This window comes from Neorhizobium sp. T6_25, assembly GCF_002968555.1.
Classification (GTDB): domain Bacteria; phylum Pseudomonadota; class Alphaproteobacteria; order Rhizobiales; family Rhizobiaceae; genus Neorhizobium.
On record NZ_PVBL01000033.1, the window covers coordinates 1 to 19170 of the forward strand.

Genomic DNA, 19170 nt, shown 5'->3' on the forward strand with positions numbered 1-19170 from the left:
AACCTTCGGTTTTGCGCACCGGTATTTTGCCCCAGGCAAAAACCTTATAACGCGGGGTGGAGCAGCCCGGTAGCTCGTCAGGCTCATAACCTGAAGGCCGCAGGTTCAAATCCTGCCCCCGCAACCAAATCCCTAAACTCACCCCATACATAACAAAGCCCCCTCGTAGGGCTTCTTGCGTTTTAAGCTCCAAAAGCCTCAGTTCGCACGGCAAATGCCCGCCCAACTATCGATCGCGTTCCTCGAACCCGCGACCAACTGCGATAGTGTGGGCCAGAACGGAGTGCGTGCGATGCTGGTGAGGGACGCAGGCATGTTCGCCACCATGTGCTCACCGGTCCTTCTCGCGTGCCGCCTGCTCGACCGGGCAGAGGTCCGGCGGGCAGTTGTCAAGGTCGCACAGGCGGCAAGTGTGGTCGCAGGTCTCGCGGTTAGGCGTCATGGCCGTCAGCATGCGCTCGAGCAGCAGTTCTAATGTGCTCCGGTCCTCAGGTTCGAGCTGCGACAGAGCCCGGTCGAACACTTCGCGCCGGGCGGCGAGAATGGCGGCGACGCGGGCGCGGCCGGCCACGGTTGCGCTCAGCGTTCGCGCACGCCGGTCGGCGTCACTGACCTCACGTCTGACTAGTCCTTCGCGCACGAGGCGATCGACGAGGCGGGTTGTCCCCGCTGGCGACAAGCGCAGGGTGCGCGACAGCGCGTCAATGGTTTCGTTAGGCCACGTAGCGATCTCGACAAGCGCAGCCGCTTCCGAGGGGCCTCCGCTGGCGCGGTTGCGGATAGCCAAATAGAACTCGTCGGTGACCGCGAGCGCGAGCGCGCCCAAAAGGTTTGCGGTGCGATATTTGTTTGCATCATGCAAGGAACTCGTGGCGGCGCAAGACGTTCCGCACCAAGGACCATTTGTTGCAGCCACAGGGAGGCGCAGATGCCGAGCTGTTCCTTTGCAATCCTGGAAGCCCCCTCCACACTGGGCCTGGCGACAGACGGAGTGGAGCGATTACCCGAGCGGCTCCTGGAATTGGGTCTTGCGGAGCGGATCAATGCGCGTCGCGCCGGGCGGCTGGCGGTGCCGCCGAAAGATCCAGCGCCAGATCCGGAGACCGGAACCCTCAATGCCGAGGCGATCGCGAGCTGGTCGCCCAAGCTCGCTGACGCGGTCGAGACGCTGCTCCACGCGGGCGAATTTCCCGTCGTGCTGGGTGGCGACTGCACGATCCTGCTAGGCTCGATGCTCGCCCTGAAACGGCGCGGCCGCTACGGTTTGCTCTTTATCGATGGCAATGCCGACTTCTTCCAGCCCGAGGCCGAACCCAACGGCGAGGGCGCGTCAATGGATCTTGCGTTCGCGACCGGACACGGGCCGACGCTCCTGACCAACATTGAGGGCCGCGGCCCGCTGGTGCGATCGGACGATGTCGTCGCGCTCGCCTATCGCGATCACAAGGATCAGGAAGAGTTCGGAAGCCAACCGCTCCCCAAAGAACTTAAGGCGCTTGATCTTCCCACCCTGCGCAAGGTGGGAATCGAGGCCGCGACACGCAAAGCCGTTGACCATCTGCTGCGTCCGGAGCTCGAAGGTTTCTTCATCCATCTGGACGCCGACTGTCTTGACGACTCTATCATGCCAGCAGTTGATTTCCGTGTCCCGGGCGGGCTGGCCTGGGACGAATTGGGGACGACGCTGCGGATTGCCATGGCAAGCGACAAGGCGGTCGGTATCGAGGTCACCATTTACAATCCGCGTCTCGATGAGGATGGCTGCGCTGGGCGCGGCCTGGCCGACGTGCTGGCCGCAACACTCGGAACTATTGCGAGTTGACGCTGCTTCGGTTGATGCATGATCACGAGAATAGGCGGCAGGATGAACCCGGCAGCGCTTTGCCTTTCCAGCTCTCGAACGACGATCCGAAAGGTCGGGCCGCCTCTTCACCGGAACAGGTGGCCGGACGTTCGATCGGTATGCCTAGCGAAGAGATCGGCCAATCGCCAAGTACAGCCGGATCGTCAGATCTGTATTCAAACCGCATGAACGATCCAGCCCATGATGAGAATCTCTAAAAGGCTCTGGAGCAGCAAGGTTGTTGCGAGCCAGCGGCGTCGTCCTCCAGCCCACCAGCAAATTCCGTTACAAATGCAGGATATCAGGTTCCCTACGGCCAGCACGAATATTCCGACGACCATGCCGAGGTCAGGGAAAAATCCACCCCCCGAGGGGGCCAGGATCAGAAGACCGCCGACGAGCAACCCGCAGCATAGCGAGAGGACGGAGACCACGCCGCATGTGGTAGTTATTACAGTTCTCAAAACACTATTCCGCGGGCACACACTTCGTTTCGACTGGCTGAGCCAGGTCATTGGATGGATAGGGAGGAAAACTGATCGCCCAGGTGCCGCGTCGTCTCGGGTTGAATGGATAGCTGCCAGTAACGTTGTGTGTCCTCATCAATCGCCCGAACGACAAGGGCGCGCGCCTCGACGAGTTTGGAGATCGACATAAGCAGCGCCGGAGAGCCGGTCAGTTAGAGATCAGCTCCGGCGTGAGGCGAACACGTCGCGGGATGTATTGCCCAAAGCGCCGATCAAAGACCGACCCTGAAGTCAGCCCTGGTCTTAGCCTTGATTTCTTCGAGGGTCACCCCCTCGGCGATTTCGACCAGCACCATTTCCGGAGCGCCCGTCCTTGCGATCGTGAAAACGCCGAGGTCGGTGACGACGAGATCCACGACGCGCTTGCCCGTGAGCGGAAGATCGCATTCCGGCAAAAGCTTCGATTCGCCCTTGGCCTCGTGTTCCATCAGTACGACGACGCGTTTGACCCCGGCCACGAGGTCCATCGCGCCGCCCATGCCCTTGGCCATCTTGCCCGGGATCATCCAGTTCGCGAGGTCGCCGTTGCTGGCCACCTGCATGGCACCCAGAATCGACAGGTCGATGTGACCGCCGCGGATCATCGCGAAGCTGTCCGCAGACGAAAAGAAGCTGGTCATCGGCAGTTCGCTGACGGTCTGCTTGCCGGCATTGATGAGGTCGGCGTCGACTTCATTGTCGAGCGGGAAAGGGCCGATGCCGAGCATGCCGTTTTCGCTCTGCAGGACGACATTGATGCCGGCAGGAATGTGGTTAGCCACTAGCGTCGGGATGCCGATGCCGAGGTTGACGTAGAAGCCGTCCTGAAGCTCACGCGCGGCGCGCGCGGCCATCTGATCCCGTGTCCAGGCCATTACACCGCCTCCGTCTGTGCGGATCTCACGGTCCGCTGTTCGATATGTTTCTTCGCATTGGGAACGTGGAGAATTTTTGACACGAAGATGCCCGGCGTATGGACATGGTCGGCGTCAATCTGGCCGACGTCGACGAGATGTTCGACCTCGGCGATTGTGAACTTGCCGGCGGTCGCCATCATCGGATTGAAGTTCCGGGCCGTCTTGCGATAGACGAGATTGCCTTCGGTGTCGCCCTTCCAGGCATGGACAAGCGATACGTCCGCCGTCAGCGCCATTTCCATGACATATTGCTCGCCGCCGAACTCCCGAATCTCCTTGCCCTCCGAAATGATGGTACCGACACCCGTCTTTGTGAAGAACGCCGGGATGCCTGCGCCGCCTGCGCGTATCCGTTCGGCAAGGGTACCCTGGGGATTGAACTCGAGTTCGAGTTCGCCGGAAAGAAACTGTTGGGCGAAGAGTTTGTTCTCGCCGACATAGGACGAAATCATTTTCCGAATCTGGCGCGTTTCCAGTAACAGGCCGAGGCCTATTCCATCTACGCCAGCATTATTCGAGATGACGGTGAGGTCCTTTACGCCGGACAGCTTGACGGCCTCGATCAGGATTTCGGGTATTCCGCAAAGCCCAAACCCTCCCGACATGATCACCATGCCGTCCTTCAATACGCCTGCCAGCGCCTCAGTGGCGCTTGATACTATCTTTCGCATCCTGACCCTCCCACGGAATTCCGCTAGTGCGAAACTAAGGCTTGATCGACCTTGGCGGCTAGCCGTATTAATACTGCATGCCCGAAGCTCCAGCATCAATTCCGGATCCGGATCAGAGCCATCGCTTTCCGCTGGCCGATATGCCGGTGCCCATGGTCTATGCAAGGCATCGCATTATTCGTGATTGTAACGTCGAATTCGCTACGCTTTTTGGGCTTCGCCGGGAAGAGATCCTGGACACCAGTTTTGCACGTCTCTATCCGAAGATCGCGGACTTTGTGCGCATTGGTCATTTGTGGCGCAGTCACCTGCCCGCCGGGCAGGTCTTTTATGACGAGCGGATCATGACGAGGGGGGATGGCGGCCGCTTCTGGTGCAGGGTGAACGGCCGTAGCCACCATCTGGCCGATCCGTTTGCCGAAGCACTCTATTGTTTCCAGGCGATCAACCGGCCGATCAAGAGCTCCGACCCGACCTTTACCGACCGGCAGCACCAGATCATCACCCTGGTTGCGCAGGGAAAGAGCAACGCAATGATCGCCGACGAACTCGGACTTTCGAAGCGTACGATAGAATCCCATCGTGCACGGCTTATGCAAGCCGTAGGCGTACGCAATGCGGCTGAGCTGGTAGCATGGTTTACGGCAGGCCATAAACGGCAAGGATGAGTTCATTTAATTTGGCTGAGGAGAGATCCTATCCTCGATCGGTTCTTTCCCAAACCACGAGGTTGGCGCGTCATCCATGCGCCCGGCGGGTAGGCGTCGCCCCATGCCTAGTCAGTCGGACTGACCTCGGCTTGCCCGGGCAACGTCAACGATCCGAGCGACCGATGCGGGAGAGCAGGATGACCGGTAGCATGCCGATCAGAAGGATGGCCAAGGCAGCGACGGAAGCCTCCTCGTAGGTTCCTCTCGCGGCCTCGCCATACAGGTGGGTGGCAAATGTTTCGATGTTGAGCGGTCGCAGCAGGAGCGTGGCCGGGAGTTCCTTGACGCAGTCGACAAAGACGAGCAGGCCGGCTGCCGTTAATGCCGCTTTGGACAACGGCAGATGTATATGGCGCAGGGTCCCGGCCGGAGACTGGCCGAGCAAGCGGGAGGCTTGGTCCAGTGACAGGGGAATACGTCCAAGCCCGGCGTCAATGCCTCCAGCCGAGATAGCCAGAAACCTCATCGTATATGCGTAGATCAGCGCAGCGCCCGAACCGATGAACAACAGGCCGGTGGAGACTCCGAACCAATCGATGGCGGCCTGGTCAACCAGCCGATCTGCCGTCGCCAGCACGATCAGAACGCCGATGGCAACCACCGTGCCGGGGGCCGCATATCCCATTGTCGCGAAACGATAGGACCAAGACGACACTGCGCCCGGGCGAAGGCGGTTCGCATAGGCGACGACGAGGCCAAATGCGATCGTGGTCGCGGTTGCGATGACGGCTAGGGCAACCGTGTTTACCGCCTCGTTCAGCAGGTTCGAGGATACGCCGGCGAAACGGATGCGCTGCCATGCTGATGTCAACAGGTACAGGGCCGGTGCGGCAAAACCGATCAGGATCGGGGTTAGGCCGAGCATCAGTAAAAGCAGGCCTTTCGGCGACGAAACTCGGAGCGGCTCAAAACCACGATTGCGCTGCGCAGTTGCGGAATAGCGCTGCCTTCGCCTCGCCCACCGTTCGAACGACACGAGAGCGACGACCATAAGCAATAGCAACAGGGCGATCTGTGATGCGCCGGGCAGGTCTGTTCGCGTGATCCAGGTCGTATAGATCGACACGGTCAGCGTGCGAACACCGAGAAATTCCGAGGCGCCGACATCATTCAGGGTTTCCATCAGCGCCAGGCTGACACCGACGGCGACCGCCGGCCTCGCAAGCGGCAGAGCGACGTTCCAGAAGATGGCGCGGCGGGAGATGCCAAGCGTCCGCGCCGCATCGATGAGATTGGCTGATTGTGTCAGGAACATCACGCGTGTGGGCATGTAGACGTATGGGTAGAGAACGAAACCCAGAAGAAGGATGCAGCCGGGCATCGAGCGCACGTCCGGCAATCGGAACTCGCGCGGGCTCGAATAACCAAGCAACCAGCGGATTGCGCTCTGTACGGGACCGATCGGGTGCAGAATGTCGAGATAGGCATAGGCGATGATGTAGGTCGGCACGGCGAGCGGCAACAGCAGTGCCCATTCCAACGTCCGCCGACCGGGAAAGGAATACGCTGTAACCAGCCATGCCATTGTTGTGCCGATGACAGCCGAAACGATGCCGACGCCCAGGAGAAGGATGACGGTATCGACCATGGAAATCGGCAGGATAGTGGTTGCCAGATGCTGCCAGAGGCCGGGAGAGCCCTGAATGGCCTGCAGGAAAAGGCCCAGGACGGGAAGCGCCACAAGTGCTGCGACTATAACCGTACAGATCAGCCAACGGTTGCCTGGACGTCGTTTGGGCCAGGCGATCGCGGCGATAGGGGAGGTCACGTTATTCACCAACTGGCCAGACGAAAGGCGCCCGCGAACACAAGGGCGCCTTTCTGTCCATGTTAGTTGTCGAAGCCAACCTTGTCGACCAGCGTGCTTGCTTGCTTGCGATGGCCGACGATCTCCGTCAACGACTGGGAATCGATCTTCAATTGACCGAAGGATGCGATGATCGGGTCGGTGGCCGCGCCGGCCTTGACCGGGTATTCGTAATTGGCTTCGGCGTAGATCTTCTGGGCTTCATCGGAGACGAGATACTCCAGGAGCTTGACTGCTTCAGCCTTGTTTGGCGCATTTTTGGCGACAGCTGCACCACTGATATTGACCTGCGTGCCACCATTCTTGAAGGTCGGAAGAATGACCTTGATGGCCTCACCCCACTTGACCTGATCCGGACCGCCCTTGCCCGATCGCATCAAGCCGACATAATAGGAGTTCGCGATTGCAATATCGCAGATACCGCCCAGGATGTCCTTGGCGCCGTCACGGTCGCCACCACCGGCCTTGCGGGCCAGGTTGGCCTTAACGCCCGTCAGCCACTTTTCTGTTTCAGCCGCGCCGTAATGGGCGATGTAGTCAGCGAAGAGAGCCGTGTTGTAGGGGTGCTGGCCGGCGCGAATGCATATCTTGCCCTTCCATTTGGGGTCGGCAAGCTCTTCGTAGTTGAACGATTTCAGATCCGCGTCCTTCGCGGCATAGAGCACGCGTGCACGCATCGAAAGCGCGAACCAGTTGCCTTTGGGGTCGCGCAGCTGCGCGGGAATGGCAGCATTCAGCACCGCCGACTCGACGGGCTGGGTCACACCTTTCTCGACCAGGTCGACCAGGCTGCCGGCATCGACGGCCATCAGAATATCGGCGGGCGAGCTGGCGCCTTCTGTCGCAACGCGTTCCGCAAGGCCATCCTTCAGGAAAACGGTGTTGACCTTTGTGCCTGTGGACTTGGTGAATGCATCGAGAAGCGGCTGGATTAGCCCCGCCTCACGCGTCGTGTAGATGTTGATCTCGGCGGCAGTGGCCGCGCTTGCACTCAGGAAGAGCGAGGCGACGAGAAAGGTCGATGTTGCGATGGCATGCGTGTTCATGAGTCCCTCCATGTTCCGCATGCTTGCAGCAGTTTATGATCATTTTCGTCAAGTTTAATGTTCAACTTGCAGTCACAATCACGGTTTGTTGATCCGTATTTCCCACCCAATACAATCTTCGATTTAATCGCTCGGAAATGCCAGCACTTGATCGTTGGCGATAGAGACTCGCACCAGATCGACATCCGGCGGCAGTCGTCTGGTCGATCTCACTCGCAATGGTGTTTCAAGGTTATCGACACGAACAAGGAACTGCTCGAATTCTCCATGAAAGCTTCGCCCTTCGATGCGGCCGGCAAAATCTCCGTCATCCCGCGAAATCGAAATCGCCTGGGGGCGGATGTAAAGCGTCGACGGACTGCCTTCCGGGATAGCCAAGGCGTGCGAGAAGACGCCCATCGCCGTTTCAATCACGCCGCCATTGTAAACGCCCGGCACCTTGTTGAAGTCACAGAAGAATTCCGCCGCATAAGGAGTGAGGGGGCGATCGTGTAGATCGTAGCCTGAGCCCGCCTGAACGACTTCGCCAGCCTTCATCAGAACCACGCGGTCCCCGGCCGAAAGCGCCTCGTCGGGGTCATGAGTGACCATGATCACGGTTGTACCCAGCGTTTTCAGAAGCGACAGCGTGTTGTCGCGCACCCTGTCCCTCAGGCTCTGATCCAGATTGGAAAAAGGTTCGTCCATCAGCAGGATGTGGGGCCGGGGAGCAAGCGCCCTTGCCAGCGCTACGCGCTGTTGTTCGCCACCGGACAGCATATGTGGAAAACGGTCGATGAGATGCGTGATACCTATCCTGCCAATCACCTCCGAGGTCCTCCTGATGGCCTCGGCTCTATTGTAGCGCTTGAGACCGAACAGGATATTCTGCTCCACGGTCAGATGCGGGAAGAGAGCATAATCCTGGAAAACGAAACCGATATTGCGCGCCTCGGGCTCGATGAAGGTCGATGGGCCCGAAATCTCCTTTCCAGCCAGAAGAATACGGCCGCCATCCGGCGTGTCGACGCCGGCGATCAATCTGAGCAGTGTTGATTTGCCGCATCCGGAGTGGCCGACGAGGCAGATAATTTCTCCCTTGCGGACCGATAACGAAATGCCACCGACGGCTGCCGTCGGTCCGAAACGTCGTGTCACGTCTCGGATCTCCAGCGCAAATTCGGCAGTCTCGGCGACCATTTCTGATATCCTCTCGATCGTAGGTGTTGGGCCGGTCCCTTGTTGCAGAAACCGGATAGTGCTGCAAACCACCGGCCTGCCATTCTGACTGCGGTTGGGGATCGGAAGCGGCATATCCAGACGATGTCAAAACCAGAGCCCAAAGGCGATCTGCTCAGCGAATTCGTCGCCCATATGCCGTTGCGCCGCGGCTGCGATATGCTCCATTGCCGCAGTATCAACCCAGTGCGGCTTACGGGCTCACAAACCGGGTGAGGGAAGTTTCGCCCGCCCAATCCAGTTCCCGCGGATCAAAGCGGACAGTGCGGATCGCAAAGGAAAGAGGGTTTAGTCCATAACACGTCGACAAGGCCTCTCCCGGCGCGATGACTGCATCACTCGTATGGGACGCCCTGTAAACGATCGAATCACGTTGCTTGGCAATTAGGCTGAACGAGACAGTCTCAAGGGCTCTGTCCGCATGGTTGGTAATCCGGACCGAGACCGGCATATCCGGATTTGGGCACAACTGGGGATCGGAGTTCGCTGAGATGGAGACAGACTGGTTCGAGGGCTCCCGCTCGCTTTTCCGATCCGTGGCGAGCCAAAACCCGATCCAGGCAACGGCGAGAAATGCGACTACAACGGCGCCAGCTCTGCGCGAAACCAAGAAGGTTATCAAAACTATCGCGCCGCCGATCAGCCAACCCATAGCGGCCTCGGAACGTTGTCATCGATGATTAAATTCATCGCCCTTAGGTAGGATTGAAGCAGATGCAACGCAATGAAGGAATTGACGCATCTGAAGAAGGTTGTCGCGAAAGCGTGTTCGGAGGTGACGAACGGTGTCCGTGGAGGAAATGCCCTCAGGACATCATGGGGAAGGGTCGTGCGACCGGTGGTTCCTGATGAGGAGATCTGTGCCGCAGGACCGTCTATCTGAGGAAATATCCTCGCGAGGACGTGTACTTCGGGATCGCGCCCAGAGCAGCGTGACTGCTTTGCGTCGATTGCGGTCTTCGCTGGCCGAGGGTGCGACTTTCCCCCCAGAATGATATAAGCAAGCGGATATTCACAATCCATGGGTGGACACGATGGCAGGCGCTTCACGTCACGACGCATGGCAGGCGGGCGACAGCTACGAAATCTACATGGGACGTTGGAGCAGGCAGATCGCGCCGCGTTTCATCGAGTGGCTTGAACCTGACGATGATCTTGATTGGCTGGAGGTCGGCTGTGGGACAGGCGCGTTGAGCGCCCGCATCCTTTCGGACACCAATCCCAAATCCCTCATCTCGGTCGATCCGTCCGAAGGGTTTCTGGAGAAGGCTCGCTCGACCATTGCCGATCCGCGCGTGGAATTTCAGATCGGCGATGGCGAGGCCCTGTCAATTCCATCGGGCACAAGAGACATAGTCGTCTCAGGTCTGGTTTTAAACTTCATACCAGACCGCGAAAAGGCGCTCCAGGAAATGCAAAGGGCCGCGCGCAGCAAAGCCACCATAGCCTTCTACGTCTGGGATTATCCAGGCGGTGGAGTGGAATTCATGCGGGCTTTCTGGACGGCTGCGACAGCACTTGACCCAAGCGCACGCGACCTTACCGAAGATCGACGCTTTCCGTTCTGCACTCTCGAGGGACTAGCCGATCTCGCTCACCGAGCCGGGCTTTCCCACGTGGAGACGACGAAGATCGAAGCGCCCACACGCTTCCAAAATTTCGACGACTTCTGGCATCCATTCACGCTGGGCGCTGGCCCCGCACCCGGTTACTGCGCCAACCTGAAGACGGCCGAACGAGAAAAGCTGCGGGAAAAGCTCCAGGAAAGTCTGCCGACGGCAGAGGACGGGTCCATCCCGCTTAAGGCGAGAGCATGGGCAGTCCGCGGCAGAAAACAGTAGGCCGCCTCCCGGGGCAACTTGGCGGCCTTTTGAACCGCTGTCTCTCCGACAACGAGCAATTCGCATCTTGATGGCGGCTCCGCGGCCGAGAGCCGCCCGTTCTTCTTCCATCTGCAAGATCGCTGTCTGAAGCGGAAGCTGTCGTTCCAGTTCCAAGGAGGGGGCAATGATGCCCAGGTGGCCGAGCAGCGCCGAGAACACGTAAAAGCTCATCCTCGACCATGTGGCTGTGATGACCAAAGATCTCGGAGATTCCTCCTATCACCAATTGGAAACTTCTTGCTGCAATACTGTCCATTGGACAACCTAAAGACAACAAGGAACGTCAGCTGGACCTCCGCATGGCCCTCTTCAATGATAGATAGCCCGCAGAAACCGGACGATTCCAGCCGATCGCTTGACAGAGGCGTTCCGGCTGACTTTTTGCCCTCGATCCCATTCCTATCGTTGGCCGCGGCCTGGAAGCGATCCCTGCTCGTCAAGATCATCATCGTATTCCTGGGGGGAATCCTTCTCTCCTATTGTGTTGGCGCCCTTGTCGGTTGGTTGATGTTCGTCGATGCGGCAAAGGAACAGTGGCGAAACCAGGCGCGCATCAATACCCAAATCGCCAGTGCGACGCTGCGGACCATCTATACCTACATCGTCATAGACACCGACGAGAGCGGGCAGGTGCAGCGTGTCGTAACCAGTCAGCCGATCGGCGATGACGATTCCATCCTCTATACAGGATTCGCCCCGGCAGATGTGCTTGCGCTCGTTACCACGCAGACGAAGAACGAAACGTGGCTGCTGCGCTATGACAGAGCAACCGCGGCAATCGTCGACGTTGCCGGGTCCATGGGCGGTCCCGGTCAGACGCCAGTGGCTGCCGCTGACGAAGCTCCGATCGCCGAAGGCCTCAACGGCCGTTTCGCAACGGGATTTGCCGTAATCGGTGGAGAAAGGCACTATCTCGGGCTCCTTCCTGTCGTCAGCCCGGACGGCGTGGTTCTCAACCTTGTTGCAGTCAGTATAGGCAAGGCCGCAATCCTCCATCGGGCTCAGGACGAATTGTTCCGCAATTCGCTCCTGACGCTGCTGGCAGTCCTGCTGGTGACCGGCATAGTGGCAACGATCATGGCCAGACACCTCTTCCGGCCGGTGCCTGCACTTGTCGAGGCTACGCTTCAGATCGCCAGCGAGGTCACGGACAAAATTACACCATTTCAATCCCGCGCCGACGAGATCGGCGACATGGCAAGGGCGATCGAGGCCCTGCGTGAGGCGGTCGTCGAACGGGCGCGGTTGCGCGAAATCCGTGACATGGCAGTGACGCTGGAACATATGGCGCATCACGATGCACTGACCGGCCTTGCAAACCGCATCCTCCTGATGAAGACGATCAACGCCTCTTTGGGGGGAATTGGCGGTTCGGAGAGCTTCAACGTGCTGCTGCTGGATCTGGACCGGTTCAAAGTTGTCAACGACACTCTGGGACATGCAAGCGGCGATCTGCTTTTGACGACGGTTGCCAATCGTATCACCGACGTTTTGGGGCCCGGGGATCTGGCGGCTCGTTTGGGAGGTGACGAATTTGCAGTTGTCCAATGCGTCGAGCGTGATTCCGATCGGGAAGCGCACCAGCTTGCCGGACGTCTGCTGGAGACGATTTCGTCTCCATTCATGCTTGAGGGAAACGAAGTCGTTATCGGCACAAGTATAGGCATTGCTTGCGCCCCCGTGCATGGATCAACCGCCAGCCAACTGCTTCAAAATGCAGACCTGGCTCTCTATCGCGCCAAAGCCGCCGGGCGCGGCACCATGGTCGTTTTCGAGCAAGGCATGGACATGGTGGTGCAGGATCAGCATGCGCTTGAAATGGACTTGCGCTTCGCGTTGCAACGGCGCGAGTTCGAGCTGCACTACCAGCCTTTCGTCGGTGTCGTGGACCGGGAGATCCGTGGCTTCGAGGCACTCGTGCGATGGCGCCATCCACAATTGGGGTTGATCCCGCCGGATCGCTTTATCCCGTTGGCAGAAGAGACGGGCATCATCATTCAACTTGGCGAATGGGTGCTGATGCGCAGTGCGCATGATGCCGTCTCGTGGCCAAAGCATATTAAGCTGGCCGTGAACCTGTCTCCCGTGCAGTTGCGCAGCGAATCGATCGTTGAGACAGTCATGGGCGTTTTGCAGACGTCCGGCCTACCGGCTTCGCGGCTCGAACTGGAGGTCACGGAATCGATCATGCTGGCGGGAGAAGCAAGCAGGAGCCGCCTCGAGAAACTCCGTTCGATCGGGATCGCGATTGTCCTCGACGATTTTGGAACCGGCTACGCTTCGCTAAGCTACCTGGCGCAAATGCCCTTCAGCAAGATCAAGATCGACCGTGGTTTCGTGACGGACCTGCCGACACTGCCAACGTCCCGTGCCATTGTCGCTGCCATCATCAACCTGGCACGTGAACTGGATATGGATGTCACTGCGGAAGGCGTCGAGACCGAGGAACAGTTGCTGATCTTGCAGGCTGCGGCCTGCAGCGATGCGCAGGGCTACCTTTTCGCCCGTCCCAAACCGATCGAGGATGTCGAACGCGTGTGGGAAGACCGGGTTACAGGAGGCGGTCTAAGCCGGGCCGTTTAAAAGTGGAACGACAGAGATCCGGGGAGCGCTTGAGCTTGCACGGACGAGACCGGAGAAGCGAAATGCGTAGACTAGCATTGAGCCTATGTACACTTCCGTGCCTGTTGCTGCCCGCCGGCCTGGCGCAAAGCGAAGAGGCAACGCTCGATAAAATCGCGAGGACTGGAACGATAACGCTGGGCTACCGCGACGCGGAGCCGCCGTTCTCCTACAAGACGCCGAACGGCAAGGTGGTGGGATTTTCCATCGATCTTTGCGATCTTGTCGTCGACGACGTCAAGAGGCGTTTGAAACTCGATCATCTCAAGGTGGAGCACGTTCTTGCGGCCCCGGCTACCCGATTCATCCTCGTGAAGTCGGGCAAGATCGACCTCGAATGCGCCGCAACCACCAATACGGCCGAACGACGCAAGATGGTCTCCTTCTCCTACCCGCACTTTCAGACCGCCACTCAGTTTGTCACTCGACGCGCTGACAACATCACGACGCTGAACGACCTAGCCGGACGGACCGTTGCATCGGCGTCAGGCACCGTGAACATCGACCAGCTGAACGCGATAAACCGAGAGAGAAAGCTGAACATCGGAGTGCTGCCAACGAAGACCAACGAAGAGTCTTTCTCGCTGGTCGTTTCAGGCCGTGCCTCCGCTTTTGTAATGGATGGCATCCTGCTTGCCGCGATGGTGGCGCAGACCGCCGAGCCTTCGAGATATAGGCTTTCCGAGGAAACGCTGAGCAAACCGGAACCCTACGGATTGATGATCCGGCACGGGGACGAGGATTTCAAAATGGTGGTAAACGAGACGCTGAAGCGGGTGTTTACCGGCGCAGAAATCGATGCGCTTTATAAAAAATGGTTCCAGTCGCCTATTCCTCCCGACGGGATGAATCTCAATCTGCCAATGTCGACGACACTGCGCGATGCCTTTGCACGCCCACAAGAATATCGCGATTGAAATCGTGCTTCGGTAACGGCTGGAAACGGGGAACATAGATGCGACGATTGAGACGATCTGCATTGACTGCGTTGACTGCGCTTACGCTTTTCTCCTCGCCCGGCTCGGGATGGGCTCAGTCGCCGACCTCGACGCTGGAGAAGATCGGCGAGACTGGCGTGATCCGAATCGGTTACAGCGCCGAAAGCATGCCTTTTTCTTACAGGACCGCGGATGGAACGGTCACCGGTTACTCGACGGAACTGTGCCTGCTTATTGCGGACAGGCTGAAGCGGCAACTCGGCTTGCCGGCCCTGGCGGTTGAGTATGTCGAAAGGACGCCGAGCAACCGCGTCGCGATGTTGCGCGACGGTCAATTCGACATCGAATGCGTTGCCAGCACCAATAATACGGAACGGCGAAAGAGCGTGGCCTTTTCCTACAGCCATTTCGTGACAGGCACGCAATATGTTTCCCTGAAGAAAAACAACCTCAGAACCGTCGATGATCTCGCGGGGCATACCGTCGCCGCTACTTCGGGCACGATCAATATTGGCAAGCTAAACGCCATCAATCGGGAACGGGGCCTGCACATTGCCGTTATGCCGGTCGAGAGCCACCATGCTGCCTTCAAAATGGTTGCCGAGGGCCGCGCAGCCGCATTCGTAATGGATGGCATCTTGCTTGCTGCAATGATCGCCAATTCGGAGACCCCCGAACTTTTTGCCCTTTCAACCGGTACACTGGGTCCACCCGAACCCTATGGCTTGATGGTCCGTCGGGATGATCACGAGTTCAAGCGCTCAGTCAACGGCGCTCTCCAGGAACTCTATGCGAGCGGCCAGATCGAAGAGATCTACAACAGATGGTTTATGGCGCCGATAGCGCCTAACAATATCAATATGCGCCTGCCGGTCTCGGCCGAACTACGCAAGGTATTTTCCGATCCCGCTTCAATGGTGGAACAATAGCGTTGGAAAGTGCGGCGCTGAGCTAGGCACCACCTCTAAAGGCGACGGTCGATCGGATGCGACCCATCATTTATGTTCAGCATCGATAGGTCCATGCGAGAATCAGGTACTAATCACCTGTTTTCGCCGCACTAGCTTCGGGTTGCGCTGCCGGTCGTAGCGCCTCGCGTCCAATTTCGGAACTGGAGCTGGCTATGCAAAGCCCAACCCAACTTGAAATCTCCCGACGAAACTTACTTATCTCGTCTGCCGCAGCTGTTGCGGCGACCAGCGCCGTGCCGCTCGCAGCGGCAGCGCAATCTTCGGGAAATAGGATGAACCTCAGCACCTCTGTCGCATTTTCTGTCAACGGCGAGCAGCGCGAATTGATCGTCGACAACAGGACCACGCTGCTCGACGCCTTGCGCGAGCATCTCCATCTGACCGGAACGAAGAAAGGCTGCGACCACGGGCAATGTGGTGCCTGCACCGTCATGGTGGACGGTCGTCGCGTCAATTCCTGTCTGACGCTTGCCGTCATGCACGAGGGGGACGAGATCACCACGATCGAAGGTCTGGGCGAACCGGGCAGCCTCCACCCGATGCAGGCGGCCTTCGTGAAGCACGACGGTTTCCAGTGCGGTTACTGTACGCCTGGGCAAATCTGTTCCTCGGTGGCCGTCCTCGAGGAGATCAAGGCGAATATTCCGAGCCATGTGACTGCCGACCTTACCGCGCCGGCTTCGGTTACCGTAGCGGAGATTCGCGAGCGCATGAGCGGCAACATCTGTCGATGCGGCGCCTATTCCAACATCGTGGATGCCATCACGGAAGTCGCGGGGACAAAAGCATGAGAGCTTTCACCTACGAACGTGCCTCGTCGATCGAGGCCGCGGCCAAGGCGGCCGCTTCCAGCCCGACCGCCAAGTTCATTGCCGGCGGTACCAACCTGCTCGATCTGATGAAGCTCGAGATCGAAGTGCCGACCCATCTGATCGACGTCAACGGTCTTGGCCTCGACACGATTGAAAGGACGCAGGAGGGCGGTCTGCGTATCGGCGCTCTGGTGCGCAACACCGATCTTGCCGCGAATGATATCGTTCGCCGCGACTATGGGCTGCTTTCCCGCGCCCTGCTGGCAGGTGCGTCAGGTCAGCTCCGCAACAAGGCGACGACTGCGGGTAATCTCCTGCAACGCACCCGCTGTCCGTATTTCTACGATACCAATCAGCCGTGCAACAAGCGGCAGCCTGGCAGCGGCTGTTCGGCTATCGGCGGTTTCAGCCGCCAGCTGGGAATTGTCGGGGTCAGCGATGCGTGTATCGCGACACATCCGAGCGATATGGCGGTCGCCATGCGCGCGCTCGATGCGGTCGTGGAAACCGTGAAACCGGACGGGCGCCGTCATGCGATCCCGATCGCGGAGTTTCATCGCCTGCCGGGCGACACGCCGCATCTCGAAACCGTCCTGGAGCAAGGTGAGTTCATAACCGCCGTCGTTCTGCCGGCGCCGATCGGCGGACGTCACATCTATCGCAAGGTTCGCGACCGTGCGTCCTATGCCTTTGCTCTTGTTTCCATCGGTGCGGTTATTCAACCCGACGGTGCCGGGCGTGTCGCGGTCGGCGGGGTGGCCCACAAGCCATGGCGGCTTGAAACGGCGGACGCCGAACTTGCGAAGGGAGCTAAGGCGACCTCCGCGGCGCTTCTCGCAGATGCGCGGCCGACGGAGCAGAACCGGTTTAAACTAGATCTGGTCGAGCGCACGCTCGGAGCCGTAATCTTAGAAGCGAGGGGTTGAGCTATGAAGTTCGACACACCAGCAACGACTAATCCGATCGACCAGCTCAAAGTGGTCGGGCAGCCCATCCACCGTATAGACGGTCAATTGAAGACCACGGGCCGGGCGAAATACGCTTACGAGTGGCATGACACCAACATTCCCTACGCTTACGGCTATCCGGTCGGGGCATCGATTGCCAAGGGCCGGATCAGATCGATGGACGTCGCGGCAGCGCAAGAAGCGCCAGGTGTCCTCGCGGTTGTCACCACGCTCGGCGTCGGCGACCGCAAGAAGGGGAAATTCAACACCGCGAAGCTGTTCGGCGGTGACGAGGTGCAGCATTACCATCAGGCGATCGCCGTCGTGGTCGCCGAGACTTTCGAACAGGCCCGTGCCGCAGCGGTGCTGGTCAAGGTCGACTACGCCGTGGAGGCTGGTGCCTTTGACCTGAAGGAGGCGATGAAAACCGCCAAGAAGCCGGCTGAGTCACAGCAGCCAGATACCGCAGCCGGCAATTTCGACGGCGCTTTTGCGAGTGCTACGGTCACATTGGACGAGACGTATACAACGCCGGACCAGTCCCACGCGATGATGGAGCCGCATGCATCGATCGCGGCCTGGAATGATGATGAGGTGACGGTGTGGACCTCCAGCCAGATGATCGACTGGTGGCGAAGCGACCTTGCCACAACGCTTGATATCGACAAGGAAAAGATCCACCTGATGTCGCCGTTTATCGGCGGCGGGTTTGGCGGCAAGCTCTTCTTGCGAGCGGATGCCGTCTTGGCGGTTTTGGGAGCCCGCGCGGCGAAAAGGCCGGTCAAGGTAGCCCTGCCGCGTCCGTTCATGATGAACAACACCACGCACCGGCCGGCGACGATCCAGCGGATCAGGATCGGGGCAGAGCGTGACGGAAAGATCACGGCGATTGCGCACGAAAGCTGGTCGGGTGACCAGCCCGGGGGCCAGCTCGAAACCGCGGTCGCGCAGACCCGTCTGCTTTATGCCGGGGCGAACCGGATGACGGCGATGCGGCTTGCGACACTGCATCTTCCCGAAGGCAACGCGATGCGCGCGCCCGGGGAAGCGCCAGGGTTGATGGCGCTTGAGATCGCGATCGACGAGATGGCCGAGAAGCTTGGCATGGATCCAGTGCAGTTCAGAATCGTCAACGATACGCAAGTGGATCCCGAAAAGCCGGAGCGTCCTTTCTCTCACCGCGACCTTGTCGGCTGCCTGAAGCTTGGCGCCGAACGCTTCGGTTGGAACAGCCGAGGCCGGCCAGGCGCTCGCCGCGACGGGAACTGGTTGATTGGCCACGGGGTCGCGGCTGCGTTCCGCAACAACCTCGTCCTGCCGTCTGGAGCGCGTGTGCGACTGGATCGCGAGGGCGTCGTCACGGTCGAAACGGATATGACGGATATCGGTACCGGCAGCTATACGATCATCGCCCAGACGGCGGCCGAAATGCTGGGCCTACCCCTCGACAAGGTCGCGGTGCACCTCGGGGATTCGCGTTTTCCAGTGTCTGCTGGTTCCGGTGGGCAGTTTGGGGCGAACTCTTCGACATCAGGCGTCTATGCCGCCTGCGTGAAGTTGAGGGAAGCTATCGCAACGAAGCTTGGCTTCAACTCCCCTGATGTCGTGTTCGAAAACGGCGAAGTGCGCTCCGGAAACCGCTCCGTTCCGCTTGCGCAAGCAGCAGGCGAGGAGGGGCTTGTCGGTGAAGACACGATGACGTGGGGCGATCTGACCGAGACGCATCAGCAATCGACATTCGGCGCCCACTTCGTCGAGGTCGGGGTCGATGTCGCGACTGGCGAAAGCCGTATCCGCCGCATGCTTGCCGTCTGCGCCGCAGGTCGGATTCTCAATCCGATCACCGCACGCAGTCAGGTGATCGGTGCCATGACAATGGGAGCGGGCGGGGCGCTGTCGGAGGAACTGGCGGTCGATACGCATCGCGGCTTCTTCGTCAATCACGACCTGGCAGGTTATGAGGTGCCGGTGCATGCGGACATTCCGCATCAGGAAGTGATATTCATGGATGAAATTGATGCGATGTCGTCGCCTATGAAGGCGAAAGGTGTCGGCGAACTCGGTCTCTGTGGTGTGGCCGCAGCCATTGCCAATGCTATCTATAACGCATCGGGCGTCCGAGTGCGCAACTATCCGATCACGCTCGATAAGCTGATCGGCGGTCTTCCTGAAATCGCCTGAGCAGGAGAGGCGGCGGCTTTATCAAGCCGCCGCCAGAAATTGAGCTCATTGTGGATTTGATCTCTGCGAGCCGCTTCATTGCGCCTATCGCGAACGCC

15 protein-coding genes and 1 tRNA gene are annotated in these 19170 nt (G+C 59.2%); 10 read left to right on the forward strand and 6 right to left on the reverse strand.

The genetic code is table 11. From position 1 onward, the window contains the following. Positions 1 to 50 precede the first annotated feature (50 nt). A tRNA-Met gene (locus tag C5L10_RS29520) sits at positions 51 to 127 on the forward strand. Positions 128 to 331: 204 nt separating this feature from the next. Here the strand turns inward: C5L10_RS29520 and C5L10_RS29525 are convergent. Then, positions 332 to 862: a MarR family winged helix-turn-helix transcriptional regulator gene (locus tag C5L10_RS29525; protein ID WP_172717255.1), complete on the reverse strand. Its 531-nt coding sequence runs from the start codon at positions 860 to 862 to the stop codon at positions 332 to 334. Between the two features lie 66 nt (positions 863 to 928). Here C5L10_RS29525 and C5L10_RS29530 point away from each other — a divergent pair, with 66 nt between their 5' ends. Next, entirely contained in the window at positions 929 to 1822 is an 894-nt protein-coding gene (locus tag C5L10_RS29530) for an arginase family protein (protein WP_105432586.1), read from the forward strand. A 760-nt stretch (positions 1823 to 2582) separates the two neighbouring features. Here the strand turns inward: C5L10_RS29530 and C5L10_RS29540 are convergent. Then, positions 2583 to 3224: a 3-oxoacid CoA-transferase subunit B gene (locus tag C5L10_RS29540; protein WP_105402634.1), complete on the reverse strand. Its 642-nt coding sequence runs from the start codon at positions 3222 to 3224 to the stop codon at positions 2583 to 2585. Next, positions 3224 to 3937: a CoA transferase subunit A gene (locus C5L10_RS29545; protein ID WP_105432588.1), complete on the reverse strand. Its 714-nt coding sequence runs from the start codon at positions 3935 to 3937 to the stop codon at positions 3224 to 3226. The genes C5L10_RS29540 and C5L10_RS29545 overlap by 1 nt, the downstream gene beginning before the upstream one ends. A 77-nt stretch (positions 3938 to 4014) precedes the next feature. Here C5L10_RS29545 and C5L10_RS29550 point away from each other — a divergent pair, with 77 nt between their 5' ends. Further along, positions 4015 to 4605, forward strand: coding sequence for a PAS and helix-turn-helix domain-containing protein (locus C5L10_RS29550; protein ID WP_245448284.1), 591 nt, complete (start codon positions 4015 to 4017; stop codon positions 4603 to 4605). A 145-nt stretch (positions 4606 to 4750) separates the two neighbouring features. Here C5L10_RS29550 and C5L10_RS29555 read toward each other — a convergent pair whose 3' ends face one another. From C5L10_RS29555 to C5L10_RS29565, 3 genes are all read right to left on the reverse strand, one after another. After that, entirely contained in the window at positions 4751 to 6424 is a 1674-nt protein-coding gene (locus C5L10_RS29555) for an ABC transporter permease (protein WP_371412004.1), read from the reverse strand. Between the two features lie 53 nt (positions 6425 to 6477). After that, positions 6478 to 7500 carry an extracellular solute-binding protein gene (locus C5L10_RS29560; RefSeq protein WP_105432590.1) on the reverse strand — a complete coding sequence of 341 codons (1023 nt, stop codon included), beginning with the start codon at positions 7498 to 7500 and terminating at the stop codon, positions 6478 to 6480. A gap of 123 nt (positions 7501 to 7623) precedes the next feature. Next, complete coding sequence (locus tag C5L10_RS29565) at positions 7624 to 8679, reverse strand: ABC transporter ATP-binding protein (RefSeq protein ID WP_105432591.1); 1056 nt, start codon at positions 8677 to 8679, stop codon at positions 7624 to 7626. 1073 nt (positions 8680 to 9752) lie between these two features. Between C5L10_RS29565 and C5L10_RS29575 the strand changes: the two genes are divergently transcribed. From C5L10_RS29575 to paoC, 7 genes are all read left to right on the forward strand, one after another. Then, a complete protein-coding gene (locus tag C5L10_RS29575) occupies positions 9753 to 10559 on the forward strand; it encodes a class I SAM-dependent methyltransferase (protein WP_105432593.1) in 807 nt (268 codons plus the stop codon). Positions 10560 to 11006: 447 nt separating this feature from the next. Then, the gene (locus C5L10_RS29580) at positions 11007 to 13184 is read left to right on the forward strand and encodes an EAL domain-containing protein (protein WP_245448286.1); all 2178 of its coding nucleotides are present in this window, start codon (positions 11007 to 11009) and stop codon (positions 13182 to 13184) included. Between the two features lie 62 nt (positions 13185 to 13246). Next, the gene (locus C5L10_RS29585; RefSeq protein ID WP_105432595.1) at positions 13247 to 14140 is read left to right on the forward strand and encodes an amino acid ABC transporter substrate-binding protein; all 894 of its coding nucleotides are present in this window, start codon (positions 13247 to 13249) and stop codon (positions 14138 to 14140) included. A 62-nt stretch (positions 14141 to 14202) separates the two neighbouring features. After that, positions 14203 to 15090, forward strand: coding sequence for an amino acid ABC transporter substrate-binding protein (locus C5L10_RS29590; RefSeq protein ID WP_245448288.1), 888 nt, complete (start codon positions 14203 to 14205; stop codon positions 15088 to 15090). Positions 15091 to 15272: 182 nt separating this feature from the next. Then, positions 15273 to 15923, forward strand: coding sequence for an aldehyde dehydrogenase iron-sulfur subunit PaoA (gene paoA, locus C5L10_RS29595; RefSeq protein WP_105432597.1), 651 nt, complete (start codon positions 15273 to 15275; stop codon positions 15921 to 15923). Continuing rightward, positions 15920 to 16870, forward strand: a complete 951-nt coding sequence (locus tag C5L10_RS29600) for a xanthine dehydrogenase family protein subunit M (RefSeq protein ID WP_105432598.1) — start codon at positions 15920 to 15922, stop codon at positions 16868 to 16870. Before paoA ends, C5L10_RS29600 begins: the two co-directional genes overlap by 4 nt. Before the next feature lie 3 nt (positions 16871 to 16873). Further along, positions 16874 to 19072, forward strand: coding sequence for an aldehyde oxidoreductase molybdenum-binding subunit PaoC (gene paoC / locus C5L10_RS29605; protein WP_105432599.1), 2199 nt, complete (start codon positions 16874 to 16876; stop codon positions 19070 to 19072). Positions 19073 to 19170 lie beyond the last annotated feature (98 nt).

Excerpts from the sequence above, each read along its gene's own strand:
- C5L10_RS29545 (WP_105432588.1), bottom strand. The coding sequence starts at position 3,937 with ATGCGAAAGATAGTATCAAGCGCCACTGAGGCGCTGGCAGGCGTATTG.
- C5L10_RS29565 (WP_105432591.1), bottom strand. The coding sequence starts at position 8,679 with ATGGTCGCCGAGACTGCCGAATTTGCGCTGGAGATCCGAGACGTGACA.
- C5L10_RS29540 (WP_105402634.1), bottom strand. The coding sequence starts at position 3,224 with ATGGCCTGGACACGGGATCAGATGGCCGCGCGCGCCGCGCGTGAGCTT.
- C5L10_RS29550 (WP_245448284.1), top strand. The coding sequence starts at position 4,015 with ATGCCCGAAGCTCCAGCATCAATTCCGGATCCGGATCAGAGCCATCGC.
- C5L10_RS29560 (WP_105432590.1), bottom strand. The coding sequence starts at position 7,500 with ATGAACACGCATGCCATCGCAACATCGACCTTTCTCGTCGCCTCGCTC.
- C5L10_RS29530 (WP_105432586.1), top strand. The coding sequence starts at position 929 with ATGCCGAGCTGTTCCTTTGCAATCCTGGAAGCCCCCTCCACACTGGGC.
- C5L10_RS29585 (WP_105432595.1), top strand. The coding sequence starts at position 13,247 with ATGCGTAGACTAGCATTGAGCCTATGTACACTTCCGTGCCTGTTGCTG.
- C5L10_RS29575 (WP_105432593.1), top strand. The coding sequence starts at position 9,753 with ATGGCAGGCGCTTCACGTCACGACGCATGGCAGGCGGGCGACAGCTAC.
- C5L10_RS29600 (WP_105432598.1), top strand. The coding sequence starts at position 15,920 with ATGAGAGCTTTCACCTACGAACGTGCCTCGTCGATCGAGGCCGCGGCC.
- paoC (WP_105432599.1), top strand. The coding sequence starts at position 16,874 with ATGAAGTTCGACACACCAGCAACGACTAATCCGATCGACCAGCTCAAA.